Source organism: Gordonia sp. (in: high G+C Gram-positive bacteria) (assembly GCF_047606305.1).
Lineage (GTDB): Bacteria > Actinomycetota > Actinomycetes > Mycobacteriales > Mycobacteriaceae > Gordonia.
This window is the reverse complement of the sequence record NZ_JASGER010000086.1, coordinates 13,680-39,157: the sequence shown is the minus strand read 5'-3', so window position 1 is coordinate 39,157 and position 25,478 is coordinate 13,680. Positions and strand designations below refer to the sequence as shown.

23 protein-coding genes are annotated in these 25,478 nt (G+C 70.1%); 9 read left to right on the top strand and 14 right to left on the bottom strand.

Features of this window, described 5'->3' with window-relative positions; all coding sequences use genetic code 11:
- Positions 1 to 5: 5 nt before the first annotated feature.
- Positions 6 to 1,217, bottom strand: a complete 1,212-nt coding sequence (locus tag QM634_RS12665) for an acetyl-CoA C-acetyltransferase (protein ID WP_415043136.1) — start codon at positions 1,215 to 1,217, stop codon at positions 6 to 8.
- Between the two features lie 125 nt (positions 1,218 to 1,342).
- On the opposite strand from QM634_RS12665, the gene QM634_RS12660 reads away from it, so the two are divergent.
- The 4 genes from QM634_RS12660 to QM634_RS12645 are packed head-to-tail and all read left to right on the top strand — an operon-like array spanning position 1,343 to position 5,345.
- On the top strand, positions 1,343 to 2,545 hold the full coding sequence (locus QM634_RS12660) for a TetR/AcrR family transcriptional regulator (protein ID WP_415043135.1): 1,203 nt from the start codon (positions 1,343 to 1,345) through the stop codon (positions 2,543 to 2,545).
- 10 nt (positions 2,546 to 2,555) lie between these two features.
- On the top strand, positions 2,556 to 3,503 hold the full coding sequence (locus QM634_RS12655; protein WP_415043134.1) for an adenylate/guanylate cyclase domain-containing protein: 948 nt from the start codon (positions 2,556 to 2,558) through the stop codon (positions 3,501 to 3,503).
- Positions 3,504 to 3,549: 46 nt separating this feature from the next.
- Entirely contained in the window at positions 3,550 to 4,524 is a 975-nt protein-coding gene (locus QM634_RS12650; RefSeq protein WP_415043133.1) for an ATP-binding cassette domain-containing protein, read from the top strand.
- On the top strand, positions 4,521 to 5,345 hold the full coding sequence (locus tag QM634_RS12645) for an ABC transporter permease (protein WP_415043132.1): 825 nt from the start codon (positions 4,521 to 4,523) through the stop codon (positions 5,343 to 5,345). The genes QM634_RS12650 and QM634_RS12645 overlap by 4 nt, the downstream gene beginning before the upstream one ends.
- 129 nt (positions 5,346 to 5,474) lie before the next feature.
- On the opposite strand, the gene QM634_RS12640 is transcribed toward QM634_RS12645, so the two are convergent.
- Complete coding sequence (locus QM634_RS12640; protein ID WP_415043131.1) at positions 5,475 to 6,761, bottom strand: ROK family transcriptional regulator; 1,287 nt, start codon at positions 6,759 to 6,761, stop codon at positions 5,475 to 5,477.
- A 335-nt stretch (positions 6,762 to 7,096) separates the two neighbouring features.
- On the opposite strand from QM634_RS12640, the gene QM634_RS12635 reads away from it, so the two are divergent.
- Positions 7,097 to 7,771 carry a histidine phosphatase family protein gene (locus QM634_RS12635; protein ID WP_415043130.1) on the top strand — a complete coding sequence of 225 codons (675 nt, stop codon included), beginning with the start codon at positions 7,097 to 7,099 and terminating at the stop codon, positions 7,769 to 7,771.
- A gap of 6 nt (positions 7,772 to 7,777) precedes the next feature.
- On the opposite strand, the gene QM634_RS12630 is transcribed toward QM634_RS12635, so the two are convergent.
- The 8 genes from QM634_RS12630 to QM634_RS12595 form a co-directional block, all read right to left on the bottom strand.
- On the bottom strand, positions 7,778 to 8,794 hold the full coding sequence (locus QM634_RS12630; protein WP_415043129.1) for a phosphotransferase family protein: 1,017 nt from the start codon (positions 8,792 to 8,794) through the stop codon (positions 7,778 to 7,780).
- A 3-nt stretch (positions 8,795 to 8,797) separates the two neighbouring features.
- On the bottom strand, positions 8,798 to 10,009 hold the full coding sequence (locus QM634_RS12625; protein ID WP_415043128.1) for an acyl-CoA dehydrogenase family protein: 1,212 nt from the start codon (positions 10,007 to 10,009) through the stop codon (positions 8,798 to 8,800).
- Positions 10,010 to 10,088: 79 nt separating this feature from the next.
- A complete protein-coding gene (locus tag QM634_RS12620; protein WP_415043127.1) occupies positions 10,089 to 10,457 on the bottom strand; it encodes a hypothetical protein in 369 nt (122 codons plus the stop codon).
- Positions 10,458 to 10,582: 125 nt separating this feature from the next.
- On the bottom strand, positions 10,583 to 11,794 hold the full coding sequence (locus tag QM634_RS12615; RefSeq protein WP_415043126.1) for a CoA transferase: 1,212 nt from the start codon (positions 11,792 to 11,794) through the stop codon (positions 10,583 to 10,585).
- Between the two features lie 25 nt (positions 11,795 to 11,819).
- Positions 11,820 to 13,271, bottom strand: a complete 1,452-nt coding sequence (locus QM634_RS12610) for an aldehyde dehydrogenase (RefSeq protein ID WP_415043125.1) — start codon at positions 13,269 to 13,271, stop codon at positions 11,820 to 11,822.
- 88 nt (positions 13,272 to 13,359) lie between these two features.
- The gene (locus QM634_RS12605) at positions 13,360 to 14,493 is read right to left on the bottom strand and encodes a CaiB/BaiF CoA transferase family protein (RefSeq protein ID WP_415043124.1); all 1,134 of its coding nucleotides are present in this window, start codon (positions 14,491 to 14,493) and stop codon (positions 13,360 to 13,362) included.
- A gap of 8 nt (positions 14,494 to 14,501) precedes the next feature.
- Positions 14,502 to 15,302 carry an enoyl-CoA hydratase/isomerase family protein gene (locus tag QM634_RS12600; protein ID WP_415043123.1) on the bottom strand — a complete coding sequence of 267 codons (801 nt, stop codon included), beginning with the start codon at positions 15,300 to 15,302 and terminating at the stop codon, positions 14,502 to 14,504.
- 75 nt (positions 15,303 to 15,377) lie between these two features.
- Positions 15,378 to 16,589: an acetyl-CoA C-acetyltransferase gene (locus QM634_RS12595; protein ID WP_415043175.1), complete on the bottom strand. Its 1,212-nt coding sequence runs from the start codon at positions 16,587 to 16,589 to the stop codon at positions 15,378 to 15,380.
- A 112-nt stretch (positions 16,590 to 16,701) separates the two neighbouring features.
- Between QM634_RS12595 and QM634_RS12590 the strand changes: the two genes are divergently transcribed.
- Together QM634_RS12590 and QM634_RS12585 are read left to right on the top strand one after the other, a co-directional pair.
- Positions 16,702 to 17,895: an acyl-CoA dehydrogenase family protein gene (locus QM634_RS12590; RefSeq protein WP_415043122.1), complete on the top strand. Its 1,194-nt coding sequence runs from the start codon at positions 16,702 to 16,704 to the stop codon at positions 17,893 to 17,895.
- Positions 17,892 to 18,524, top strand: coding sequence for a TetR/AcrR family transcriptional regulator (locus QM634_RS12585; RefSeq protein WP_415043121.1), 633 nt, complete (start codon positions 17,892 to 17,894; stop codon positions 18,522 to 18,524). The genes QM634_RS12590 and QM634_RS12585 overlap by 4 nt, the downstream gene beginning before the upstream one ends.
- A 4-nt stretch (positions 18,525 to 18,528) precedes the next feature.
- Here QM634_RS12585 and QM634_RS12580 read toward each other — a convergent pair whose 3' ends face one another.
- The 4 genes from QM634_RS12580 to QM634_RS12565 are packed head-to-tail and all read right to left on the bottom strand — an operon-like array spanning position 18,529 to position 23,239.
- Positions 18,529 to 19,641 (bottom strand): CaiB/BaiF CoA transferase family protein, encoded by a 1,113-nt coding sequence (locus QM634_RS12580; protein ID WP_415043120.1) that lies wholly within the window; start codon positions 19,639 to 19,641, stop codon positions 18,529 to 18,531.
- On the bottom strand, positions 19,641 to 20,807 hold the full coding sequence (locus QM634_RS12575; protein ID WP_415043119.1) for an acyl-CoA dehydrogenase family protein: 1,167 nt from the start codon (positions 20,805 to 20,807) through the stop codon (positions 19,641 to 19,643). The genes QM634_RS12580 and QM634_RS12575 overlap by 1 nt, the downstream gene beginning before the upstream one ends.
- 37 nt (positions 20,808 to 20,844) lie before the next feature.
- The gene (locus QM634_RS12570) at positions 20,845 to 22,764 is read right to left on the bottom strand and encodes an AMP-binding protein (protein WP_415043118.1); all 1,920 of its coding nucleotides are present in this window, start codon (positions 22,762 to 22,764) and stop codon (positions 20,845 to 20,847) included.
- A gap of 4 nt (positions 22,765 to 22,768) precedes the next feature.
- Complete coding sequence (locus QM634_RS12565; RefSeq protein ID WP_415043117.1) at positions 22,769 to 23,239, bottom strand: MaoC family dehydratase; 471 nt, start codon at positions 23,237 to 23,239, stop codon at positions 22,769 to 22,771.
- Positions 23,240 to 23,405: 166 nt separating this feature from the next.
- Between QM634_RS12565 and QM634_RS12560 the strand changes: the two genes are divergently transcribed.
- The gene (locus tag QM634_RS12560) at positions 23,406 to 24,602 is read left to right on the top strand and encodes an acyl-CoA dehydrogenase family protein (protein ID WP_415043116.1); all 1,197 of its coding nucleotides are present in this window, start codon (positions 23,406 to 23,408) and stop codon (positions 24,600 to 24,602) included.
- Positions 24,602 to 25,468, top strand: coding sequence for an HpcH/HpaI aldolase/citrate lyase family protein (locus QM634_RS12555; RefSeq protein WP_415043115.1), 867 nt, complete (start codon positions 24,602 to 24,604; stop codon positions 25,466 to 25,468). Before QM634_RS12560 ends, QM634_RS12555 begins: the two co-directional genes overlap by 1 nt.
- Positions 25,469 to 25,478 lie beyond the last annotated feature (10 nt).

Below are 25,478 nucleotides of genomic sequence, written 5' to 3'. Positions count from 1 at the left end.
TGCGCTTAGACGCGCTCGATGACGGTCGCGACGCCCATGCCGCCGCCGATGCAGAGGGTCACCAGGCCGTAGCGGCCGCCGGTGCGCTCCAGCTCGTCGAGGCAGGTACCCAGGATCATGGCGCCGGTGGCGCCGAGCGGGTGGCCCATCGCGATGGCGCCGCCGTTGACGTTGACCTTCTCGCGCGGGATCTTCAGGTCCTTCATCCACTTCATGACGACCGACGCGAAGGCCTCGTTGAGCTCGAAGACGTCGATGTCCTCGACGGTCAGGCCGGCCTTCTTCAGGGCCAGCTCGGTGGCCGGTGTCGGGCCGGTGAGCATGATCGAGGGCTCGGTGCCGATCTCGGCGTAGGAGACGATCCGGCCGCGCGGGGTCAGGCCGTTGCGCTTGCCCGCCTCCTCGGAGCCGATCAACACCAGGCCGGAGCCGTCGACGATGCCGGAGCTGTTGCCGCCGGTGTGGACGTGGTTGACCTTCTCGACGTTCGGGTACTTCTGCATGACCACGTCGTCGAAGCCGGCCATGTCGGCCAGGCCCTGGAAGGCAGGCTTCAGCTTGCCGAGCGACTCGACGGTCGTGCCCGGGCGGATGTGCTCGTCGTGGTCGAGCAGGACGACGCCGTTGATGTCCTTGAACGGGATGACCGACTTGGCGAAGTAGCCCGACTCCCACGCCTTGGCGGCACGGGCCTGCGACTCGGCCGCGTAGGTGTCGACGTCGTCACGGGAGAAGCCCTCGATGGTGGCGATCAGGTCGGCGCCGATGCCCTGCGGGGCGATGTAGTTGTCGTAGGCGGTGGTGGGGTCCATGAAGAGGGCGCCACCGTCGCTGCCCATCGGAACGCGCGACATCGACTCGACGCCGCCGGCCAGGACCAGGTCGTCGAAGCCCGACGCCACCTTGGCCGCGGCCAGGTTCACGGCCTCCAGGCCCGAGGCGCAGAAGCGGTTGATCTGGGTGCCCGGAACCGACTCCGGCAGACCGGAGACGAGGGCGGCCGTGCGGGCGATGACCGCGCCCTGCTCGCCGACCGGGCCGACACAGCCCAGGACGACGTCGTTGACGTCGGCGGGGTCGAGGCTGCCGTGGCGGGCGAGGAGTTCGTCGATCAGGCGCGAGACCAGGTCGACCGGCTTAACGCTGTGCAGCGCGCCGCCGCGCTGCTTGCCACGAGGCGTGCGGACCGCCTCGTAGATGAATGCTTGCTCAGGCACGGATGTTCCTTTCACACGAACCATCGTTGGTTACGCAAGGAGACTAACGCGCAATAACTTATTTGGCTATACCTGCTGGTCAAAATGTTCATCTTGTGGCTTCTGTGGGCTATGGTCTGTTCACCATGACCGTGCAATCCCCCCGCGCGAGCCGTCCGGCCGACCGCCGTCGACAGCTCATCGACCACGCTGCCGAGCTCTTCGTGCAGCGCGGGTACCCGCACGTCTCGATGGCCGACATCGCCCGCGCCGCCGGGGTCACCGCACCATCGCTGTACCGACATTTCGACGACAAACAGGACCTGCTGGGGGCGGCGGTCCTGTCCGGCGTCGACGACCTGGAAATCTGCACCGACCGGGCGCTTTCCGGCCGAATGGCCCCATCCGACGACGCCCTGCGCGCCCTCGTCGAAACCATCTGCAAGCGGCCCGACTCGGCGTCGCTGTGGCGCTGGACCGGCGCCTATCTGAGCGACGAGCAGAACCGCGAGGTCGCGCTGCGCACCCGGGCGGTGCTGCGCCGCTGGGCCGAGGTGCTCTTCGGCGACGACCCCGACCTGGCCGGGTGGGAGCGCTCCCAGCTCACCTGGGCCCTGCTGTCGGTCGCCGGCTCGAGTGCCGTCCACAAGACGCGGCTCTCCCCCGCGCGCGAGATCGACGAGCTCGTCGGACGCGGCGAGCGACTGCTGCGGCTGCGGCCGTCGCAGGCGCCTCCCCGACCGCCGGAGGTGCCGCCGATGCCGTCAGAGACCCGCCGCGACGAGATCCTCGACGCCGCCTCGAACCTGTTCGCCGAGCGCGGCTACGCCGACGTCGGGGTGGACGAGATCGGCGCGGCCGTGGGCATCAGCGGGCCGAGCGTCTACAACCACTTCCCGTCGAAGGCGGCGATCCTCGTCGGCATCGGCCAGCGCAGCTCCGCCCGCCTGGAGGCCGGGGTGATGGCCGCCTACGCCTCCTCCAACGAGCCCGGTGAGATCCTCGCCGCCCTCGTCGACTCCTACGTCACGGTGATCACCGCGACCCCCGACCTGTCGGTGTCGTTCAACAACGCCCCGGCGCTGGCGACCGACCCGTCGGCGCGCGAGCTGCTGGAGAACCAGCGCCGTTACGTCGCCCGCTGGATCGACCTGCTGCCGCAGGCCGACCCGGCGCTCGCCGGTGGACCCGATCCGACCGGTCCGGCCGAGGCGGCGGTCGGGGTGCACGCGGCGCTGTCGATCGTGAACGACGCGGTGCGCCTGCGCCGCGGGACGTCGCGCCCGGAGTTCGCCGCGCAGATGGCCTACCTAATGAAGGGTGTGTTGCTGCCTGGCACAGATGGCTAACGTTTGAGCCATGACCGACGAGCCCCGCTACAGCCGCGACGAGCTGATCGCCGAGCTCGACGCCCCGCCGGAACGGGTCGAGCGCCTGTGGAACGCCTTCGGCTTCGCCCGGCGGCAGACCGACGAGAAGATCTTCACCCAGCGCGACGTCGACTCGCTCAAACTGCTCATCGAGTCGTCGAAGGTCATCCCCGAGGACGAACAGGTGGCGATGGCCCGGGCGATCGGCCAGACGATGGCCCGGCTGGCCGACTGGCAGGCCGACACCCTGCTCGAACTGTCCAAGAACGAGGCCATCACCTGGCCGCTCGAGGACATGGTGCGCGCCATCGGCGCGATCCAGCAGCTCGTGTGGCGGCGGCACATGCACCTCGACCTCGAGCGGGACTTCGAGAACATCGACCCGGCCGACGCCGAGTCGCAGCGGCTGGCCGGCGTGCGCACCACCGAGGTCGTGGGGTTCGCCGACATCGTCGGGTTCACCAGCCTGTCCCGGCGCATCGACATGCACGAGCTGGAGAAGCTGCTGGCCGCCTTCGAGGACCGGGCGCACGCCGTCATCACCGACCACGGCGGACAGGTCGTCAAGACCCTCGGCGACGCGGTGATGTTCGTGAACCCCGACCCCGCCGCTGCGGCGCAGACCGGGATCGACATCCAGGCGACGATCGCGGGCGTCCCGCCGGTGCCCGAGTTGCGCGTCGGGATGGCCCGCGGCGAGGTGCTGGCCCGGCACGGCGACGTCTTCGGCGAACCGGTCAACATCGCGTCCCGGCTGTGCGGCTCGGCGCGTCCGGGCACCATCCTCGTCGACCACGACCTCGCCAACGCCCTGTCCGGCGACGACCGGTTCCGGGTCCGATCGATCCCGCCGCTGGCGGTGCGCGGGTACCGGCGCCTGCGGGCGTCGACGCTCGGCCCGCCCAAGAACCCGTCGAAGCCGGCGCGCGGCCGCTGAGTAAATCTCTGGCGCTTGTCAGGGGGCTCGCCTACGGTCGGGAGCTATGACCGCCACCCCGAGTTCGGACATCGCCATCGAGGCCATCGACCTGGTCAAGAGATTCGGCGATTTCACCGCCGTGGACGGGATCAGTTTCGAGGTCCCGCGCGGCACCGTCCTGGGACTGCTCGGTCCCAACGGCGCCGGCAAGACGACGACCGTCCGCATGATGACGACGCTGTCCGAGCCGACGAGCGGCACCGCCCGCGTCGCCGGTTACGACGTGCTGAAGCACCCCGACGAGGTGCGCCGCAGCATGGGCCTGACCGGTCAGGCGGCGACCGTCGACGAGATCCTCACCGGCCGCGAGAACATCAACATGATCGGCGGGCTGTACGGCATCGGCCGCAAGGCGCTGACCGCGCGGGGCGACCAGCTGCTCGAGCAGTTCTCCCTCACCGACGCCGCGAACAAGCCGGTCAAGGACTACTCGGGCGGCATGCGACGACGCCTCGACCTCGCGGTCAGCCTTCTCGCCGCCCCGCCGGTGCTGTTCCTCGACGAGCCGACGACGGGGCTCGACCCGCATGCGCGATCGGAGCTGTGGGAGGTGCTGCGCGACCTGGTGAACGACGGCACGACGCTGCTGCTCACCACCCAGTACCTGGAGGAGGCCGACCAGCTCGCCGACGACATCGTCGTGGTGGACCACGGCCGCATCATCGAGCACGGCACCGCGCTGCAGCTCAAGGAGCGGGCGGGCGCGGCGAGCCTGGTGCTCACCGTCTCCCGCGCCGAGGACCTGGGCGCGGCGGCCGACGTGCTCAAGCGCACCGGCCACGAGGTCCACGTCGAGGAGGGTCCGCGCCGGCTGACGGTCGCGGCCGACGGCCTCGGCGACCTGACCACCGCGGCCGGTTGGCTCGACGAGTCCGGCATCGAGGTCGACGACCTGGGCCTGGCCCGACCGAGCCTGGACGACGTCTTCCTCTCACTCACCGGCAAACGCACCGAATCGGACGAGGAGTCCCCGTCATGACCGCAACCGTCCCCCTCGACATCGCGCCCACCAGTCTGTGGCGCCAGTCCTGGATCATGGTCAAGCGGAACCTGATCCACACCAAGCGCATGCCCGAGATGCTGGCCGACGTCACCTTCCAACCGGTGATGTTCGTGCTTTTGTTCGCCTTCGTCTTCGGCTCGGCCGTGAGCATGCCCAACGGCGGCAACTACAAGGAGTTCCTGCTGCCGGGCATCATGGGCCAGACCATCGCCTTCACCGGGTTCATCGTGGCCAACGGCGTCACCTCCGACCTGGACAAGGGCATCATCGACCGCTTCCGGTCGTTGCCGATCCACCAGTCGTCGGTCATCGTCGGCCGAGCGATCGCCGCGCTGCTGCACTCGTCGATCGGCATCGTCGTCATGGCGATCACCGGCCTGCTGATCGGCTGGCGCATCCGCACGTCGGTGCCCGAGGCGCTGCTCGGCTTCGCGCTGGTCCTGCTCTTCGGCTTCGCGATGATCTGGTTCGGCCTGTGGGTCGGGTCCTGGCTCAAGACCGTCGAGGCGGTGAACGGTTTCATGTTCACCACGCTGTTCCCGATCACGTTCCTGTCCAACGCCTTCGTCCCGACCGCCGGCATGCCGACGTGGCTGCGCACGATCGCCGAGTGGAATCCCATCTCGGCGCTCGTGCAGGCGATGCGCGTGCTGTGGGGCAACGGCCCGGCGGCACCGCCGACCGCGCCGTGGCCGCTGCAGCACCCCGAGCTCGCGACCCTGATCTGGTCGCTGGTGCTGACCGCGATCATCGCGCCCATCGCCATCCGCGCGTACTACCGCCGCACCACCGACTGACCTGACCGAGCGTGCCCAGATTCTCGCCGAGCGTGCCCAGATTCTCGCCGAGCGTGCCCAGTTTTCCGCCGAGCGTGCCCAGATTCTCGCCGAGCGTGCCCAGTTTTCCGCCGAGCGTGCCCAGCGGCGCTACCCGGTGATGCCGATTGCCCCAAGCGGGTCGGAGTAGAGCGCGTCGAGTGAGGTCGCACCCGCGGCCTGCTGCTGCACGGTGACCCCGGCTCGCGAGACGCGCACGTCACGCTTGGCCGTCACGCTGGTCTCCCGGATGACGCGGGCGACGACGGGCAGCGTCTGCGGCGCGTCGGTGAACGCCTGCCCGCCGAGGACGACGTGGTCGGGGTTGAAGATGTCCGCGATCAGCGCCACCGCGCGGCCGAGGACCTCGGCACGCTCGGTGAGGATGTCGCGGGCCAGCTCGTTCCCGTCGCCGGCGGCCGCATGGACGTCGGCGATCTCGGTGACGTCGAGTCCGGCGGCGCGCGCGGCGGCAACGATGCCGGTGTCGCTGGTGGCCGCTTCGAGCTGCCCGGTGCGGTGCGGGTCGAGCAGGACCGTCTGGCCGATCGGGAAGTGCCCGATCACCGGCGGGCCACCGCTCGGGGTGTGCACCGAACCGTCGACGCTGAAGGCGACGCCGACCATTTCGCGGGCGTAGAAGTACAGGAAGCTGGACCGCTGCGCGGGGTTGGCGACCAGCTCGGCGGCCGCCATCGCCTCGACGTGCGAGGCCACCGACACCGGAAAGCCGAGCGTCTGGGCGAAGACCTGCCCGACCGGCGCCTGCGACCAGCCCAGGCGCGGGTGGTCGACGACGCCGCCGTCGTGCACACGGCCGCCGAGCGTGATGCCGACCCAGCGGATCTCCCGGCCGCGCCAGCGCGCGAGGAAGCCGCGGACGCTGTGCGCCAGGGCGGTAAGGGCGTTCTCCGCCTCGGCGTCGGCGGGCGTGGGCACCGAGATGGCGCCGACGACGCGGTGCAGCAGGTCGTGCGCGGTGATCGAGGTGACCTTGTAGCCGATGTGCACGCCGATGGTCAGGTGCTCGGTGACGGCGATCTCCACCGGCAGGCGGGGACGGCCGACGGCGCCGGCGGGTGCGAGGTCGCTGCGCTCGCGGATCAGGCCGGCCTTGAGGAGGGCGCCGACCTGTCGGTTGACCGTCGAGATGGACAGCCCCGTGCTGTCGGCGATCTCGTCGCGGAAGACGGGGGCGGCCAGGCGGATGGCGCGCAGCACCTGGGCGGCGGGCTTCTCCGACAGGGCGAGGTCGGGGGTGGCGATGTGCAGTTCCTCGCGGCGGGTCCGCGCCGGGACGGGGACGCCGATCGGCCGCGGCGAGCGGGCGTGCGGGATCCGTTGGCCGGGCGCCAGGCGCGCGGGGGTGGTCGTGGGGCGATCGAGAATGCTGGTCATGGTTGTTCCTTGGGGTGCCGACGCGCGCACGGCAGCGCTTCAAGCGTCGGGGGGTGAATGCGGTTCAGTGCCCGGGAATCGGGCGGGATGAGGTCGAGCTCAGTGCATTCGGCAACAACACAGCATTCGCGCAAGCGGCAGACGGCAGCCCAAAGCGGTGGTCACGTAGGTGACCTCCGGGGCGCGGCTCGCATGCGACGACATGGTGGCCAAGCTAGCAGCGCGAACGTCGGGCGCGCAATACGGGGACGCCTCAATCGGGGTCGATCGTGGTACAGGTCACCCGCCGGGCATATGGCGCGGGTCGACCGGCCCCGGGCCCTACGCTGGGGGTCATGGGTTCGCTCTACCTGGTACGACACGGTCAGGCGTCGCCGTCGGCCTATGGCGTCGACGGGGTCGACGACGGTCGCGAGCCGGGGAGCCTCACGGCGACCGGGCAGATGCAGGCCGGGGTCACCGGCACCGTGCTGGCCGGGCTCGTCCCCGGTTTCACGTCGGCGATCAGCGGCGGTCTCGCGCGCCAGCGGCAGACCCTCGCCGGGGTGCTCGACGCCTTCGACGAACGCCCGCAGGCGCGGGTCGACGACGCGTGGGACGAGTACGACCTGTCGGGTCTGATGGGTTCGACGAGTACCGCCGACTACGCGGACGGTCGCGCCTTCCAGCAGTCCCTGGACGCGACGCTGCTCGCGTGGGTGCGCGGGGAACTCGCGGCCCCCGAGTCGTTCGCGGACTACGCCCGCCGGATCGCCGAGGCCGGGCGGCGGGCGGTCGACGAGGCGGGGTCGGGCAAGACGGTGCTGGTCGTGTCGTCGGCCGGGTCGATCACGCTGTGGCTGGCCCAGCACCTGGGCATCGGCGCCGAGCACTGGCCGAAGCTGGCCGCGTCGATGATGAACGCCTCCATCACCAAGTGCTTGGTGGGACGGTCGGGGGTCACGGTGCTCTCGATCAACGAGCACCTGCACCTGTCCGACCGCGAAGGCGGGATCGCGACCTTCCGGTAGCCGCGACTACGAGACCGCGTCCAGCCCCGATGCGATGAAGGTCGCGGTGGCCTCGGCGGCCTTCTCGGCGCCCTCGGCCCCCGACGAGCCGCCGGCGAGCGCGCGGTGGGTGATGCCCTCGGCGATGACCCCCAACTTGAGGTTCGCCAGGCCCAGGTAGAAGTCCCAGTCCCCCAGGTCCATGCCGGTGGCGGTGGCGTAGGCCTGCGCCATGTCGTCCGCGCTCGGATAGCGGTCGCTGGTCCAGGCGGCCTCGAAACCGAGGACCTTCGCGAAGACCGGCTGGCGGTAGACGCACATGAGCGCCGCGTCGGTGAGCGGGTCGCCGAGCGCGGCCATCTCCCAGTCGACGACGGCGTCGACCTTCGCCGGGTCGTCGCGGGCGATGATCGTGTTGTCGACGCGGAAGTCGCCGTGGACGATCGCGGCGCGCGCCTGCGACGGCACGCGGTCGCTCAGCTTGGCGACAAGGGTGTCGACGTCGGGCAGGTCGCGGGTCTTGACCAGGCCCCACTGTCGGGCCCAGAGCTTCACCTGGCGGCCGGCGAATCCCTCCGGCCGCCCGAAGTCGCCGAGGCCGACGGCGTAGTAGTCGACGGCGTGCAGGTTCGCGAGCGTCTGCACGAGCGCGGTGAAGTTCGCCGCGACCTGGTCGTCGGTCCACACGTCGAGGTCGTCGGTCGAGCGGATCACCAGCCCGTCGACGAAGTCGACGACGGTGCACGGGGCACCGATGACCTCGCCGGCACGGTCGATCGCGACGGTCGGCGCGACGGGGACGTCGGTGCCCGTGAGCGCCGACGTCACCGCCCACTCCCGCTCCATGTCGTGCGCCGACGGGGTGAGTCCGCCCATCGGCGGTCGGCGCGCGACCCAGTGGTGCTCGTCGTCGCGGACGTCGAAGGTCAGGTTCGACCGGCCGCCGCTGATCAGCGCGATCCTCAGGTCGCCGACGACGTCGACGCCATTGGCGGCCAACAGCTTGCGGAGGGACGCGGCGGTGAGCCCGGGGTGGTCGGCCACGGGTCAGCCCTTCCGCTCGGCGGCTTTGCGGGCACGGCCGACGGCGCGCTTGGCGATCGCCCAGCGGTGGACCTCGGACGGACCGTCGTAGATGCGGAAAGGGCGCAGCTCGTTGGCGAGACGGGCGAGCGGAAGGTCGGCGGAGACGCCGAGGCCGCCGCACATCTGGATGCAACGGTCGACGATCCGGGAGAAGGCCTCGGCGCCGAAGGTCTTGGCGATCGACGTCGAGTCGGAGGCGTGCTCGCCCTGGTCGAGTTCGTAGCAGGCGCGCATGAGCAGTGCTTGCGCGGCGGCGAGGTCGATCTCGTTGTCGGCGATCATCTGCTGGATCATGCCGAGCTCGGCGAGTTTGCCGCCGAAGCCGTCGCGCTCGCGGACGTAGTCGACGGCGATCGCGTGGGCGCGCTGTGCGACACCCATCCAGCGCATGACGTGGGTCATGCGGGCCGGGCCGAGGCGCACCTGCGCGTAGCGGTAGCCCTCGTCGACCTCGCCGAGGACGTCCTCGTCGGGAACGAAGACGTCGGCGAAGGTCATCTCGCAGTGGCCGCCGATCATCGCCTTGTCGATGGTGTCCAGGTGACGGTCGACGCTGATGCCCTTGGTGTCGCCGGGCGCGAGGAACATCGTGGCGCCGCCGCGGTCGCCGACCTTGCCCGCCGTGCGGGCCATGATGATGTAGAAACCCGCGCCGTCGGCGCCGGTGATGAACCGTTTGCGGCCGTTGATCTTCCACCCGCCGTCGACCTTCACCGCCGTCGTCGACAGGCAGTTGGGGTCGGCGCCGGCACCGTCGGGGGCGGGCTCGGTCATGGCGAAGGCACTCCGGATCTCGCCGGTCGCGAGCGGTCCGAGGTACTTGTCGCGCTGGGCGGCGCTGGCGATGTGGTCGAGCATGTGGATGTTGCCCTCGTCGGGCGCGCCGATGTGTAGGGCGGCCGGCCCGAAGACGGAGTGCCCGGCCGCGGTGAAGACCGGCGACCGGTCGGCCATGTTGAGGCCGAGGCCGCCGTACTCGACCGGCGCGTGCGGGGCGAAGAGTCCGGCCTCCTTGGCCTTGGCATTCAGGTCGCGGCGCAGGTCGTCGCCGCCGGCCGCCTCGATGTCGCCGTGGAACTCCATCTCCACCGGCAACACGTGCTCGGCGATGAAGCCCTCGGTCCGCGCGACGAGGTCGGTGACCTCCGGGGAGTACGACAGGTCGATCGGCATGAACTCGCTCCGCTTTCTACCGAGCGATCGCTCGGTCTGTTGTTAGGTTTTCACGCGCTCGAGGGTCCGTCAAGGCAGCTCAACGCAGCAGCAGGACCACTCCCGCGACGACCAGCGCGACCACCGCCACGACGTCGGCGAGCACCACTCGCCGCACCCCGCGGCTGTAACCGCCGACCATCGTCGCGATGACGAGGAAGCCGGCCGCGCTCACCAGCCCGGCCACGATCGCAAGACCCCGCCACTCCTGGTGGACCGCACCGGCGATCAGGACACCACCGAGGACACCGAACAGCAGGGAGCGGTGCCGCATCATGACGAGCAGATCGGGATCGTCGATCGCGATGCCGTACAGGCGCTCCAGCCAGCCCGCACCCAGCACGCCCGGCAACGGCAGCAGATGGATGACCGCCGCGATGATCAGGCAGACCGCGATCAACACGTCCATGACTCGACCCTAGGCCGATGTGATCGCCCACTCGGCGGGATTCACCGCCCACTCGGCGGAAATCACCGCCCACTCGGCGAAATTCTGCGCACACTCGGCGGAAATCACCGCACACTCGGCGAAGGTTAGATGGTGCCGGTGTCCTTGAGCTTGGCCAGTTCGCCGACGGACAGACCCAACACGGAGGAGAGCACCTCGACGGTGTCGGCACCGAGCTCGCGGGCCGGCTCCGCGCCGGAGTACTGCTCGTCCACCCGGATGGGCGCGCTCGCCGAGATGACGGAGCCGATGCCCGGCTGGTCGAGGTCGACCAGGACGGGGGCCGACGCGGGGTCGGCGCGGAAGCCGTCGGCGAAGTCGCGCATGGACTGGTAGGGGCCCCACAGGACACCGCCGGCGTCCAGGGCCGCCTTCGCCTCGTCGAGCGTCTTGCCGCTGAACCAGGGCCGCAGGATCGCGGCGATCGCCTCGCGGTGGGTGTACCGACCCTCGTCGGTGAAGAAGTCGGTGCCCAGCGCCTGTGCGAGCGCGGCGAGCACCTCGGTGGTGCCGGTCGTCTCGGTGAGGTTCTTCCACTGCCTCGGCGTCAGCGCCACGACCATCACGCGACCGCCGTCGGAGGTGGTGAAGTCGACGCCGAAGCTGCCGTACATGTAGTTGCCGTGGCGCACGCGGTCGCCGCGCTGGGAGACCTCGGTCAGCCAACCCAGGTTCGCGACCCACGCCGCGGCGACGTCGGCCAGCGCGATGTTGACCTGCGAGCCCTGCCCGGTCCGCTCGCGCCGGTGCAGGGCGGCGAGCAGTGCCGTCGTCACGCTCTGCCCGGCGATGATGTCCCACGCCGGCAGCACGTGGTTGACCGGCGCACCGTCGGGCGACCCGGTCAGATCGGGGACGCCGACCTCGGTGTTGACGGTGTAGTCGACTGCACCGCGGCCGTCGGAGTGGCCCTCGAAGTGGACGGCGATCACATCGGCCCGTCGCGCGGCGAGGGACTCGTACGACAGCCACGGTCGCCCGACGTTGTTGTCGACGAACAGGCCCGAGTCGGGACCGGGGGCGGTGGCCAGGGCCAGCACCAGCTCCTGTCCCGCCGGGGTGCGGACGTCGATCGCCACCGAGCGCTTGCCGCGATTGAGCGAGGACCAGTAGAGGCTGTTGGGCGACCCCGCGTCGACCGGCCAGCGACGATAGTCCGAGTTGCCGCCGAGCGGGTCGATCCGGATGACGTCGGCGCCGAGCTGGGCCAGCGTCATCCCGGCCGACGGGCCGGCCACGAAACTGGCGAACTCCACCACCCGCAGTCCGGCGAGCGGACGCGATGCGTTTTCCGACAAGGTCGGCCTCTCTGTCGTCGACCCGTCAGGCCGAGGCGACCGGGGTCCGGAAGATGGTCTTGGTCACCGTGTACGGCTCGAGCGCATCGGGTCCGAGCTCGCGCCCCATCCCGCTGTTCTTGATGCCGCCGAACGGCACGTCCATCGGGCAGGACGCGGCGTTCACCGACACGGTACCGCTGACGATGCGGCGGGCGACGTCGGTCGCCCGGTCCTCGTCGGGCGAGAAGACCCCGCCGCCCAGGCCGTACTCGGAGTCGTTGGCGATCTCGATCGCCTCGTCGATCGAGTCGTAGGGCATGACGACGATCACCGGGCCGAAGATCTCCTCACGGGCGATGCGCATGTCGTTGGTGACGTTCTTGAAGACGGTCGGCGCGACGTAGTAGCCCTTGTCGAACCCCTCCGGACGACCTCCGCCGGTGACGATCTCGGCGCCCTCGGACTTGCCCAGGTCGAGGTAGGACATGACCTTCTCGTATTGGGACTTGTTCACCAGCGGCCCGTAGAAGTTCGACGGGTTGGACGGCTCGCCGAGCGGCGTCGACTTCATGGTGTCGGCGATGAAGTCGACGATCTCGTCGTAGCGTTCGCGCGGCGCCAGAATGCGGGTCAGCGCGCGACACGTCTGCCCGGTGTTGGGCGTGAGCGCCGACATGACGAACGGCTTGAAATCCTCGAGCACGACGTCGTCGAGCAGGATCCCGGCCGACTTGCCGCCGAGTTCGAGGGTGACGTGCTTGAAGTCCTTGCCGCACTGCTCGGCGATCTGTCGGCCGGCCCGCGTCGAGCCGGTGAAGGCGATCTTCGCGACGTCGGGGTGCTCGACCAGCTTGGCGCCCGTCTCACGTCCGCCGGTGATCATGTTGACCACGCCCGGCGGGAAGCCCGCCTCTTGTGCGGCCTCGGCGAAGTAGAAGGCATCCAGGGAGGTCTCGGCGGCGGGCTTGACGACGACCGTGCAGCCGGCGGCGAGCGCCGGACCGATCTTCCAGGCGATCAACGGCTGCGGGCCGTTCCACGGGACGATCGCGCCGACGACCCCCACCGGCATCCGCTGGATGAAGGCATCCCCCGCCATCGTCTCGCGGTGCTCCTCGGGGACGAAGGCGTCGGCCAGCCCGGCGAAGTAGCGGTAGTTGGCCGGCGGCATCCCCTGCATCGCCTTGGAGAGCGAGATCGGCGTGCCGTTCTCCTTGGAGACGGTCTCGGCGATCACGTCGATGCGCTTCTCCATGGCATCGGCGAGCTTGCGCAGATAGTCCCCGCGCTCCTTGGGCTCGAGCGCCGACCACGCCGGCAGCGCAGCCTTGGCCGCCCGGACCGCGTCGTCGACGTCGGCGGCGTCACCGAACGCCGTCGACCCGAAGACCTCCTCCGTCGCCGGGTCCACTAATTCGATCCTTGCGTTCGAATGAGCAGGTCGGAACTCTCCGTTGATGAAGTGCTCGGAGCGGTGGTAGCGGTCGTCGGTCATGTCTGTCGTCCTGTCAGTCCTACGGTGGGGGGGTGACAATATAATATATTGTTAGCTGGATCACTGCCAGTGGTTGGAGTGGTTCACCTCATTCGAACTCGGCGCGCACCGCCGCGGTGTCGGCGCCGAGGGCCGGCACCGATCCGGCGGTCGCCTCCCAGCCCCGCGCCAGCCCCGGGTGCTTGAGTGCGGGGGCCGGACCGCCCGGGGTCTGCACGTCCCGCCAGCGGTCGCGCTCGCGCAGCTGCGGATGGTCGACGAGGTCGCCGACTCGGTTGAGTCGCGCGTTGCCGATCCCCGCCTCGTCGGCGGCGGCCCGAATGTCGTCCAGGGTCCGCGTCGCGGACCACTGCGCCACGGCCTCGTCGAGGGCGGCGCGGTGCTCGACCCGGTCTGCGTTGTGCGCGTACTTCTCGTCGGCGGCGAGGTCGGGACGGTCGATCATCGTGCACATCCGCTGCCACTCGCGGTCGCTGGTCGTTCCCAGCACCGCGGTCTGGCCGTCGGCGGTCGGGTAGGCGCCGTAGGGGACGATCATCGGCGACCCCATGCCGACGGGCTCGGCGTCGATGCCCGCGTGGATGTACTGGTTGATCACCGGCCCCATGAACTCGGCCACGACGTCGAGCATCGAGATCTCGATGATCGCCCCGCGACCGGTCTTCTCCCGCTCGTAGAGCGCGGCGAGCACCGAGGAGTAGACGTACATCGCAGTGCCGCAGTCGGCGATCGGGATGCCCGGCTTGGCCGGGTGCCCGGGGGTGCCGGTGATCGTGCACGACCCGCCCTCGGACTGCACGAGCATGTCGTAGGCGCGCTTGTGGTCCAGCGGCCCGCCCTTCCCGTAGCCGGAGATGTCCACGATGATCAGCCGCGGATAGACCCGTGCCAGCTCGTCCGGGGCGATGCCCAACCGGTTGAGCGCGCCGGGCCCGAGGTTGGACACCACCACGTCGGCCGCGGCCAGCATCTTGTGCAGGAGTCCGAGGTCGTCGTCGGTGCGCAGGTCCAGCTCGACCGATTCCTTGCCGTAGTTGAGCCAGACGAAGTGGGCGCTCATGCCGTGGACCACCGAGTCGTAGTGCCGGGTGGAGTCGCCGGTGCCCGGCTGTTCGACCTTGATCACGCGCGCCCCGAGGTCGGCGAGGTGGCGGGTCGCCAGCGGCGCGGAGATCGCCTGCTCGAGGGAGACGACGGTGATGCCGTCGAGCGGCTTGCTCATCGAGGCGCCTATCGGCCGTCGGGGAAGTTCGGGTCGCGCTTCTCGCGCAGCGACGACACTCCCTCGGCCACGTCCGGACCGCCGAAGCCGTAGAACTCGTAGCCGAGCGACGCGTCGAAGATCGACCAGTTCTGGCGGTACCAGTTGTTGATCGCGTGCTTGGTGTACTGGATCGAGGGGACCGAACCGGCGGCGAGGCGCTCGGCGATCGCCATCGCCTTGTCCTGCACCTGGTCGTCGTCGACGCACATCGACACCATGCCGATCCGCTCGGCCTCCTCGCCGGTGAGCGGCTCGTTGAGCAGCAGGTGGTACTTCGCCTTGGGCATCCCGGCGAACAGCGGCCAGGTCAGCGCGGCGTTGTCCCCGGCGGCCACGCCGAGGCGCACGTGGCCGTCGACGATCTTGGTCTTGCGCCCGACGACGGTGATGTCGGCGAGCATCGCGGTGACCAGACCGGCGCCGGCGGCCGGGCCGTTGATCGCCGCGACCAGCGGCTGGGGGAGGTCGATGAGGTTGCGGACCAGGTCGCGCGCCTCGCGCAGGACCCGGGTGCGGTCGGCGTACTCGCCGGCCATCTGCTCGACGAGGTCGAAGCTGCCGCCGGCGGAGAAGGCCCGCTCCCCCTCGCCCCGGATCAGCACCGCGCGCACCGACTCGTCGCGGGCGATCACCGGCCACACGTCGGCGAGTTCGGCGTGCCCCTTGGGGCCGACGGCGTGCAGGTCGGGACCGGTGAGCTGGATGCGCAGCACCCCGTCGGAGGGGCGATCGATCGCCAGGGTCTCGAAATCGTCGTAGGCGGCCACGGCTGTCCTTTCAGGTGCGGCACGAGCCGCAATCGGAGAATAAAATATAATGCTAACTTGTCTCGGATCGTGCCGTCAGGCGGTTCGCTCGAAGACCGCCGCCAGCCCCTGGCCGCCGCCGATGCACATCGTCTCGACCGCGTAGCGCCCGTCGCGACGATCGAGTTCGCGCAGCATCGTGGCCAGGATGCGCACACCCGTGGCACCGACCGGGTGGCCCAGCGAGATGCCCGAGCCGTTGACGTTGAGTCGCTGGAAGTCGCCCTCCCCCAGCCCCCACGCGGTGGTGCAGGCCAGCACCTGGGCGGCGAAGGCCTCGTTCAGCTCGATGAGGTCCAGGTCGGCGAAGGTCAGCCCGGCGCGCTCGAGCGCGAGGTTCGTCGACGGCACCGGGCCGATGCCCATCCGCGACGGTTCGACGCCGGCCACCGCCCAGGTGACCAGCCTGGCCAGCGGGCGCAGCCCGAGCTGCTCGGCCTTCTCCGGCGCGGTGACGATGCAGACCGCGGCGCCGTCGTTCTGCCCGCTGGCGTTGCCGGCCGTGACCGTCGACGCCGGGTCCGCCTTGCGGCGCACCGGGTTCAACCCGGCGAGCGTCTCCATCGAGATGTCCGCGCGCGGGTGCTCGTCGCGGTCGTGCACGACCTCCCCCTTGCGGGTGGACACGGTCACCGGCACGATCTCGTCGGCGAAGCGGCCCTCCTCGTGTGCGGCGATGGCACGGCGGTGCGAGTGGTAGGCCAACTCGTCCTGGGCCGCACGAGAGATGTCGTATTCGGCGCGCAGGTTCTCCGCGGTCTCGAGCATGCCGCCGTCGACCGGGTGGAACTTGCCGCCGGCGGTCACGCGACCGCGGTTGATGCGGTCGGACAGGGCAGTGTCGGCGCCGCGCAGACCGAAGCGCAGGCCCAGCGCATAGTGCTCGGCCTGGCTCATGCTCTCCGCGCCGCCGGCCAACACCAGGTCGCAGATCCCGGTCTGCACGCGCATGGCCGCGTCGATCACCGCCTGCAGGCCCGAGCCGCACCGGCGGTCGAGCTGCAGGCCGGGAACCGAGACGTCGAGCCCGGCGTCCAGGACCGCGACACGGCCGATCGCCGGCGCCTCCCCGTTCGGGTAGCACTGGCCGAACAGGGCGTCGTCGATGTCCCCGCTCGTGATCCCGGTCCGCTCCACGAGCGCCTTGACCACCGTCGACGCGAGGTCGGCGGCGGGCACCGAGGCGAACATCCCGCCGTAGCGCCCCACCGGCGTGCGGACGGGTTCACAGATCACGGCCTCGCGCATGGCAATCTCCATCGATTCACGACAACTTTTCTACGATTAGCCTAGAATATATAATATCGACGATACTCGGGGCCATTCCCCCGAACCCCGAGCCGGAAGGACCACCCGACCGATGAGCAGACTCTGCGAGACCGCCGACCTCACCGACGTGCAGCGGGACATGCTCGCCACCGTCCGGGCCTTCGTCGACGACAAGATCCTGCCGGTCGCCACCGACCTCGAGCACAAGGACGAGTACCCGACCGAGATCGTGGCGGCGATGAAGGAGATGGGGATCTTCGGCATCACCATTCCCGAGGAGTTCGGCGGTCTCGGTGAGTCCCTGCTGACCTACGCCCTGGTCGTCGAGGAACTCTCCCGCGGCTGGATGAGCGTCTCGGGAATCGTCAACACGCACTTCATCGTCGCCTACCTGCTGCTCCAACACGGGACCGACGAACAGAAGCAGAAGTACCTGCCGCGAATGGCCGCCGGCGAGCTGACCGGCGCGTTCTCGATGTCCGAGCCGGCGCTGGGCTCGGACGTCGCCGCGATCTCGACGACCGCCACCCCCGACGACGACGGCGGCTACACCATCGACGGACAGAAGATGTGGCTCACCAACGGCGGCAGCTCGTCGCTGGTCGCGGTGCTGGTGCGCACACCCCTGGGGAAAGACCGGCCCCACCAGAACCTCACGACCTTCCTCATCGAGAAGACCCCCGGCTTCGGCGAGGTCGCGCCCGGCCTGACCATCCCCGGCAAGATCGAGAAGATGGGCTACAAGGGCGTCGACACGACCGAGCTCCTCTTCGACGGCTATCGGATCGGTGCCGAGGAGATCCTCGGCGGCACCCCCGGCCGCGGCTTCTACCAGATGATGGACGGCGTCGAGGTCGGCCGCGTCAACGTCGCCGCCCGCGGTGTCGGCGTCGCCCACCGGGCTTTCGAGCTCGGCGCCTCCTACGCCCAGCAGCGGGAGACCTTCGGCAAGCCGATCGCCCAGCACCAGGCGGTGCTCTTCCGCCTCGCCGAGATGGGCACGAAGGTCGAGGCCGCCCACCAGATGGTCGTGCGTGCGGCGCGCATCAAGGACGCCGGGCAGCGCAACGACCTGGAGGCCGGCATGGCCAAGTACCTGGCGTCGGAGTATTGCCGCGACGTCGTCGAGGACGCCTTCCGCATCCACGGCGGCTACGGCTTCGCCAAGGAGTACGAGATCGAGCGACTCTACCGCGAGGCGCCGATGCTGCTGATCGGCGAGGGCACCGCCGACATCCAGCGCATGATCATCGGGCGGCGGCTGTTGGAGAACTACACGCTATGACGCGCAGCGGCGCCGAGCAAGCCACCCCGAAGTCCAAGTCGACGCGCGCCCGCATCATCGCCGCGGCCGGCCGGGTCCTCGCCGAACAGGGCTACGAGAACACCACGCTGACCGCGATCGCCGACGAGGCCGGGCTGCGCGGGGCGAGCCTCTACTACTACTTCGACTCCCGTGACCAGCTCGTCGAGGAAGCCCTGGGCTGGGGCATCTCACACATCCACGAACGGGTGCGCGGCGCGCTCGACCACCTGCCGGCGGCGGCGGACCCGCGCGAGCGCCTCTTCACGGCGATCCGCGCCTTCATCGAGGCCCGCCTCGAGATCGGCAGCGTCTCCCCCGCCCACATCCGCAACTACCGCAACCTGCCCGAGGCCGTCCGCCGGCGCCTGCGGCCCGAACTGACCGAGTTCTCCGAGCTGTGGGACCGGTTGGTCGTGCAGGCGCAGGAGGCCGGCGCGGTGCGCGAGGACATCGACCCCTTCGACCTGCACCTGTTCATCGTCTACACCTCCGAACAGCTCAGCCGGTGGCCCCGGCGGCCGCGGCGGTCGACGGCCGACGACATCGACACCATCTTCCGGTTGATGACCGGCGCCCTGACCGCCACCACCCGGCCCGAGGCGACCTGACCGGTCACGCCCAGCGTGCGGCCAACGCGTCGACTTCCAGGGGCCGCGTCGGCGGTCGCGTCGGCTCCCGCGCAGGAGTACCGCTGAACCGCGGCGCCGGACGCGGGTGCTGGACCCCGTCCACGCTCGAGTAGATGCGCCGCGCCCGGTTGTGCTCGGCGTGCACGGCCTCGTCGAAGTCGAGCACCGGTGTCACGCAGGCGTCGGTGCCGTCGAAGACCTTCGCCCACTCGTCGCGCGTGCGGGTCCCCACGACGTCGCCGATGAGCCCGCGCAGCTCACCCCACCGGGAGCGGTCGTCCTGTGCCGGCCACCGCGAGGTGTCGACGCCGAGCCCGTCCAGGAACAGCGCGTAGAAGTCGGGCTCGAGCGCCCCGACGGCCAGGAAGCGACCGTCCGCGCAGCGATAGGTCTCGTAGTAGGGCGCACCCGAGTCGAGGTCGTTGGTACCCGCCTCGTCGGAGTACAGGCCGCACCCGCGCAGGCTGTGCAGGCGCGCGGTCAGCAGGGCCACCCCGTCGACCATCGCGGCGTCGACGACCTGGCCGCGACCGGTCTCACGCGCCGACAGCAGTGCACACACGATGCCGTAGGCGCCGATCGCGCCGCCGCCGGCATAGTCGCCGAGCAGGTTGATGGGCGGTCGCGGGGCCTCCCCGTGGCGGGCCATCGCGGCCAGCGCACCCGTCTGCGCCACGTAGTTGATGTCGTGCCCGGCGTCGCGGCAACGCGGGCCGTCCTGCCCGTAGCCGGTGAGCCGGGCGTAGACGAGTCGCGGGTTGGCCGCCAGCGCCGCCTCCGGGCCGATGCCGAGGCGCTCGACGACCCCGGGGCGGTACCCCTCGATGAAGACGTCCGCCTTCTCCACGAGCGCCAGGAGCCGCGCCTTGTCCTCGTCGGACTTGAGGTCGACGACGATCGAGTCGACGCCCCGGTTGACGACGTCGCGGTCGGGGGTCAGGCCCTCGGTGGTCGCGAGGGCACGGGCCGCGCGGTTGGCCGGCCGGTCCACGCGCACCACGTGGGCGCCCATGTCCGACAGGAGCATGGACACGAAGGGCACCGGCCCCATCCCGGCCAGGACGAGGACGCGGACACCGTCGAGGGGCCCGGGCATCAGTACGACCGCGGCAGGCCCAACACGTTCTGGGCGACGAAGTTGCGGACCATCTCCTGGGAGAACGGGGCATTCGGCAGCAGCCGGACCTCGCGCAGCAGCCGCTCGATGTGGTACTCCTTCGCGTACGCGTAGCCGCCCAACGTGGAGAATCCGCGGTTGGCGGTCTCGAAGCCCGCCTCGGCGCCGAGGTACTTGGCGGCCGCGGCCTCCGGCCCGCACGGCTTGCCCTCGTCGAACAGCCTCGCCGCGTTCATCGCCACCTGGCGGGCCGCCTGGATGCGGATCCAGGAGTCGGCGAGCGGATGCGCGACGGCCTGGTTCTGGCCGATCGGCCGGTCGAAGACGACGCGGTTCTTGGCGTACTCGGTGGCGATCTCGAGGGCGGCGCGGGCGATGCCGACGCCCTCGAGTCCGACGACGATCCGCTCGGGGTTGAGACCGTCGATGATGTAGTTGAAGCCGCGGCCGACCTCGCCGACGACGTCCTCGTCGGCGACGAAGAGGTCGTCGATGAACAGCTCGTTGGTGTCGATCGCCGCGCGGCCCATCTTGTCGATCTCGCGGACGGTCACCTTGTCGCGGTCCATCTCGGCGCAGAAGATCGTCATACCGCGCAGCGGGTGCTCCGGGTCGCGCGGGGAGGTGCGGGCCAGCAGCAGGATGCGGTGGGCGTTCTGGGCGTTGGTGATGAACACCTTCTGCCCGTTGATCTTCCAGCCGCCGTCGACCTTCTCGGCCTTGGTCTTGATGCGCGAGGTGTCGACGCCGGCGGTCGGCTCGGTGATGCCGAAGGCCAGCAGCATCTCGCCCGAGGCGATCTGCGGGAGGTACTTCTTCTTCATCTCCTCCGAGCCGTACTTGATGATCGGGGCCGGCGGGAAGACGTAGAAGTGTATCGCCGAGCCACCGGACATGCCGGCACCGGAGGCGGCGATCTCCTCCATCATCACGCCGCACTCCTGCAGGCCGAGGCCGAGGCCGCCGTACTCCTCGGGGATCATCGCGCCCAGCCAGCCGCCCGCGGCGAAGGCCTTCACGAACTCCCACGGGTACTTGTGGTTGCGGTCGCAGTCGAGCCAGTAGTCGTTGTCGTACTTGCGGGCCAGCTCGCTGACCGTCTTGCGGATCAGGTCGAGGTCGGGTGCATCGGTGTCGGTCGCCATGGTGGTCTCCTGGTCGTCGGGCGGTCGGGTCGTCGGTTTATCGGGTGGGGATGTTGTCGATCGGCGTGGCCGGGTCGAGCGCGGACAGGTCTCCGGTCGGTTCGCCGAGGAACCGGGAACGGATGAGGCGCCGCATGATCTTGCCGTTCTTCGTCTTCGGCAGGGTCGGCACGGCGACGATCTCGGGCGCGAAGCCCTTGCCGGCGTTCTGGGCGGCCGTGGCCTGCAGATCCTCGACGTCGGCATCGGCCCCGCGGGGCACCACGAAGGCCACCGCGCGCATGCCGCGCGCGTCATCGGGGACGCCGATGACCGCGACCTCGGCGATCCGGTTGTCCTTGAGCACGGCCGCCTCGATCTCGGCGGGCCCGACGCGACGGCCGGACAGCTTCAGGGTGTCGTCGGAGCGGCCGTGGATGCGCCAGTAGCCGTCCTTGTCGACGCTGGCCAGGTCGCCGTGGATCCACACGCCCTCGAACCGGTCCCAGTACGTCGCGAGGTAGCGGTCCCGATCGCCCCAGAAGGCGTGGGTCATGCCGGGGAACGTGTTGAGCACGGCCAGCTCGCCGATCTGGTCGACGACCCGTCGGCCCTGATCGTCGAGGACCGCGACGTCGATCCCGGGCAGCGGATCGGTGAAGGCCGCGGCCGGTGCCGCCATGCCGGGGTAACCGATGATGAGGCCGCCGCCGACCTCGGTGCCGCCGCTGAAGTTGATGATCGGGCGGGTGCCCTGGCCGATCTCGGTGAACAGCCACCACCACGTCGGCTCGTCCCACGCCTCACCGGTCGAGACGAAGGACTTGAGCGTGGGGACCTCGCGGATCGCCTCCGCGCCGGCCGCGCGCATCGCGCGGGCGGCGGTCGGGGCGATGCCGGTGACGGTGACCTCGTTGCGGTTCAGCACATCCCACATGCGGTCGGCCGTCGGGTACACCGGCAGGCCCTCGATCATGACGATCGTGGCTCCCAGCTGCAGCGGACCGCAGAACATCATCGGGCCGACGAGCCAGCCGAGGTCGGTGATCCAACTGACCGTGTCCGAGGAGTCGACGTCGAACCCGTAGGCGAAGTCGACCGCGCACTTGACCGCGAAGCCGCCGTGGCTGTGCACGATGCCCTTGGGCCGGCCGGTGGTGCCCGAGGTGTAGACCAGGCAGAGCGGGTCGTTCGACTCGGTCGCCGCGGTCGTCACCGGCGGGGCCGCCGGCAAGTCGTCGAGGTAGTGGTCGCGCCCCTCGGTCATCGGCACGTCCTCGCCGAGGTGGCGCACCACGACGACGTCGGTCACGCTCGGCGAGAGCGCCAGCGCCTCGTCGGCGGTCGCCTTCATGGGGACCGTCTTGCCGCGCCGGGTCGTCCCGTCGGCGGTGATGAGGACCTTGGCCTCCGAATCCTGGATGCGGGTGGCGAGCGCATCGGCCGCGTATCCGCTGAAGGTCGGGACCGCGACGGCGCCGAGCATGGCGATCGCCAGGAAGGCGACCGGCGCCTCCGGGACGACCGGCATGAACAGCACGACCCGGTCGCCCTTGCCGACGCCGAACTGCGCGAGGTTGGCGGCGAGTTCGCGGACCTTCCGGTCCAGTTCGGCGTAGGTCAGCGTGCGCCGCTGACCGTTGTCGCCCTCGTAGACGACCGCGGTCTTGTCCCGCAGCGGGCCCTGGGCGTGGCGGTGGCTGGACAGGTGCGCGAGGTTGATCCGCCCACCGGTGAACCACTTCGGGAAGGGCTTGCCGTCGGATTCGTCCAGGACCTTGTCGAACGGCGCGGTGAAGTCGACGCCCAGGTCCTCGACGACGACGCGCCAGAACCATTCGGGGTCGTCGATGGCCCGCCGGTTCAGCTGGGCGAAGCCCGACCGGTCGTCGCCGTAGCCCCACTTGCGCAGCGCCGCGAAGAGGCGGCTGCGCGCGACGACGTCAGGGCCGGGAACCCAATCGAGCTCGTCGGACATGTGACTACGCGTCCTCGTCGGAGAGCGAGGACTTCTTGATCATCAGGCCGACGCGCAGGGTGTCGCACACGACCTCGTCGCGCTGGTTGATGCCCTGGTGGCGGAAGGTGACGATGCCCGAGTCGTCGCGGCTCTTGGACTCGCGCTTGTCGACGATCTCGGTGCGCACCCGGATGGTGTCGCCGTGGAAGGTCGGCTTGGGGAACTTCGTCTCGGTGAAGCCCAGGTTGCCCAGGGTCGTCCCGTAGGTCGTCTCGTGCATCGAGATGCCGCAGACGAGGCCCAGCAGGAACAGGCTGTTGACCAGGCGCTGGCCGTGGATCGAGTGCGCGGAGTACTCGGCGTCCAGGTGCAGGGGCGCCATGTTCAGCGTCATCGTGGAGAACAACATGTTGTCCGCCTCGGTGACTGTGCGGCGCACCTCGTGGTCGATGACCTGTCCTTTTTCAAACTCTTCGAAATACAGCCCTGGCATGGTCGTCCTCTCGGGATTGGTCGGTTCTCACTCTGGTCTTGTCGCCAGATTGTATATTATGCTTTACACATAGTGGGGGCCATCACACAAACTGACCGGCCCACCAGGGATGATCAGCGGGAACCGATCCGCTGCACCGCCCACACCCCCGACGAGGAGACGATGAATGCCTGAGACGAGCCCGGCGGTCGCCGGCCCCGAGGTCGACGCCGAGGACTTTGCCGCCATCCACGCCTCCGTGCGCGACTTCATCCGGACCAAGGTCGTCCCGCGGGAGAAGGAGATCGCCGACGAGGACAAGATGCCCGACGACATCCGGCAGGCCGCGATGGACATGGGCCTGTTCGGCTACGCCATCCCCCAGGAGTGGGGCGGCCTGGGGCTCAACCTCGCCCAGGACGTCGAGCTGGCGATGGAGTTCGGCTACACCTGTCTCGCGCTGCGCTCGATGTTCGGCACGAACAACGGCATCGCCGGCCAGGTGCTCGTCAACTTCGGCACCGACGAGCAGAAGGCCCAATGGCTGGAGAAGATCGCCTCCGGCGAGGTGGTCGCCTCCTTCGCCCTCACCGAGCCCGGCGCCGGGTCCAACCCCGCCGGCCTGCGCACCAAGGCGGTCCGCGACGGCGACGACTGGGTGATCGACGGTGAGAAGTGCTTCATCACCAACGCCCCCAACGCCGACCTCTTCGTCACCTTCGCCCGTACCCGCCCGGCCGATGCGAACGGCCCGGGGATCGCGGTCTTCCTCGTCCCCGCCGACACCGAGGGCCTGACCGTCGCCCCACACGACGCGAAGATGGGTCAGCAGGGCGCGTGGACCTCGAACGTCGCCTACTCCGGTGTGCGGGTGCCCGACTCGGCGGTCGTCGGCGGTGACGTCGACACCGGCTACCGGGCCGCGATGATCTCGCTCGCCCGCGGTCGGGTGCACATCGCCGCGCTGGCCGTCGGGTCGGCACAGCGCGCCCTCGACGAATCGCTGCGCCACGTCGCGGTCACCACCCAGGGCGGCACCCCGATCGGCGACTTCCAACTCGTGCAGGGCCACATCGCCGACATGCAGACCGGCATCATGGCCGGTCGCGCACTGGTCCGCGACGCCGCCGCCAAATGGGTCGGCGAGGAGGACCGGCGCATCGCGCCGTCGGTCGCCAAGCTGTTCTGCACCGAGATGGTCGGGCAGGTCGCCGACAAGGCGGTCCAGGTCCACGGCGGCAGCGGCTACATGCGTGAGACGACGGTCGAGCGCATCTACCGCGACGTCCGCCTGCTCCGCCTCTACGAGGGCACCAGCGAGATCCAGCGCCTCATCATCGGCGGCGGGCTGGTCAAGCAGGCCAAGAAGGAGGCCCGCGGCTGATGCCCCCGCGCAAGCACAACCACGACATCGACGGACCCGCCTCGGCCGACCAGCGCCTGGCCGACGCGGTGCACACCGCGGCGACCTTCCTGTTCGTCCCCGGTGACCGGCCCGAGCGCTTCGAGAAGGCGGCCGCCGCCGGTGCCGACCTGGTGGTCCTCGACCTGGAGGACGCGGTCGCCGCCGGGGACAAGGAGACGGCCCGACGCAACGTCGCGCGCTGGATCGCCGAGGGCAACGACGCCGTGGTGCGCGTCAACGCCCCCGGTTCCGGGCTGCTGCGGTCGGATCTGGCGGCGCTGCACGACCTGCGGTGCGCCATCATGGTCCCCAAGGCCGAGGACCCCGAGCAGTTGCGCCGGATCGGCGACGCCCGCGGCTTGGCCCCACTCATGATCGCGCTCATCGAGACCGCCCGCGGCGTCTTGAGCGCCCCGCAGATCGCCACCCTGCCCGGGATCCGCCGCCTGGCGCTGGGCAGTTTCGACCTGGCCGCCGAACTCGGCATCGACCCCACCGATCAGCAGGCGCTGGCGGCGACCCGCGGCAATCTGGTGCTGGCCGCCGCGGCCGCCGGGTTGGCGGGCCCGATCGACGGGGTCACCGCCGCCGTCGACGACGCCGCCCGACTCACCGCCGAGACGCACCAGGCCCGCCGCCTCGGCTTCGCCGGCAAGCTCTGCATCCACCCGCGCCAGGTCGCCGTCGTCGCCGACGCCTTCGCCCCCGGCGCCGACGAGATCGCGTGGGCCCGCAAGATCGTCGACGCGTTCGCCACCGCCGGGGCCGTGGCCGCAGTCGACGGCGAGATGGTCGACAAACCCGTCCTGGACCGCGCCGAGCGAATCCTCGCGCGCGCCGAATGACCTGACGAAC

What these genes read in the sequence shown, in the direction of transcription:
- QM634_RS12635 (WP_415043130.1), top strand. Translation starts at nt 7,097, where the DNA reads ATGGGTTCGCTCTACCTGGTACGACACGGTCAGGCGTCGCCGTCGGCC.
- QM634_RS12555 (WP_415043115.1), top strand. Translation starts at nt 24,602, where the DNA reads ATGCCCCCGCGCAAGCACAACCACGACATCGACGGACCCGCCTCGGCC.
- QM634_RS12655 (WP_415043134.1), top strand. Translation starts at nt 2,556, where the DNA reads ATGACCGACGAGCCCCGCTACAGCCGCGACGAGCTGATCGCCGAGCTC.
- QM634_RS12580 (WP_415043120.1), bottom strand. Translation starts at nt 19,641, where the DNA reads ATGCCCGGGCCCCTCGACGGTGTCCGCGTCCTCGTCCTGGCCGGGATG.
- QM634_RS12610 (WP_415043125.1), bottom strand. Translation starts at nt 13,271, where the DNA reads ATGACCGACGACCGCTACCACCGCTCCGAGCACTTCATCAACGGAGAG.
- QM634_RS12575 (WP_415043119.1), bottom strand. Translation starts at nt 20,807, where the DNA reads ATGGCGACCGACACCGATGCACCCGACCTCGACCTGATCCGCAAGACG.
- QM634_RS12590 (WP_415043122.1), top strand. Translation starts at nt 16,702, where the DNA reads ATGAGCAGACTCTGCGAGACCGCCGACCTCACCGACGTGCAGCGGGAC.
- QM634_RS12640 (WP_415043131.1), bottom strand. Translation starts at nt 6,761, where the DNA reads ATGACCAGCATTCTCGATCGCCCCACGACCACCCCCGCGCGCCTGGCG.
- QM634_RS12660 (WP_415043135.1), top strand. Translation starts at nt 1,343, where the DNA reads ATGACCGTGCAATCCCCCCGCGCGAGCCGTCCGGCCGACCGCCGTCGA.
- QM634_RS12595 (WP_415043175.1), bottom strand. Translation starts at nt 16,589, where the DNA reads ATGCGCGAGGCCGTGATCTGTGAACCCGTCCGCACGCCGGTGGGGCGC.
- QM634_RS12570 (WP_415043118.1), bottom strand. Translation starts at nt 22,764, where the DNA reads ATGTCCGACGAGCTCGATTGGGTTCCCGGCCCTGACGTCGTCGCGCGC.
- QM634_RS12620 (WP_415043127.1), bottom strand. Translation starts at nt 10,457, where the DNA reads ATGGACGTGTTGATCGCGGTCTGCCTGATCATCGCGGCGGTCATCCAT.
- QM634_RS12645 (WP_415043132.1), top strand. Translation starts at nt 4,521, where the DNA reads ATGACCGCAACCGTCCCCCTCGACATCGCGCCCACCAGTCTGTGGCGC.
- QM634_RS12560 (WP_415043116.1), top strand. Translation starts at nt 23,406, where the DNA reads ATGCCTGAGACGAGCCCGGCGGTCGCCGGCCCCGAGGTCGACGCCGAG.
- QM634_RS12605 (WP_415043124.1), bottom strand. Translation starts at nt 14,493, where the DNA reads ATGAGCAAGCCGCTCGACGGCATCACCGTCGTCTCCCTCGAGCAGGCG.
- QM634_RS12585 (WP_415043121.1), top strand. Translation starts at nt 17,892, where the DNA reads ATGACGCGCAGCGGCGCCGAGCAAGCCACCCCGAAGTCCAAGTCGACG.
- QM634_RS12625 (WP_415043128.1), bottom strand. Translation starts at nt 10,009, where the DNA reads ATGCCGATCGACCTGTCGTACTCCCCGGAGGTCACCGACCTCGTCGCG.
- QM634_RS12565 (WP_415043117.1), bottom strand. Translation starts at nt 23,239, where the DNA reads ATGCCAGGGCTGTATTTCGAAGAGTTTGAAAAAGGACAGGTCATCGAC.
- QM634_RS12650 (WP_415043133.1), top strand. Translation starts at nt 3,550, where the DNA reads ATGACCGCCACCCCGAGTTCGGACATCGCCATCGAGGCCATCGACCTG.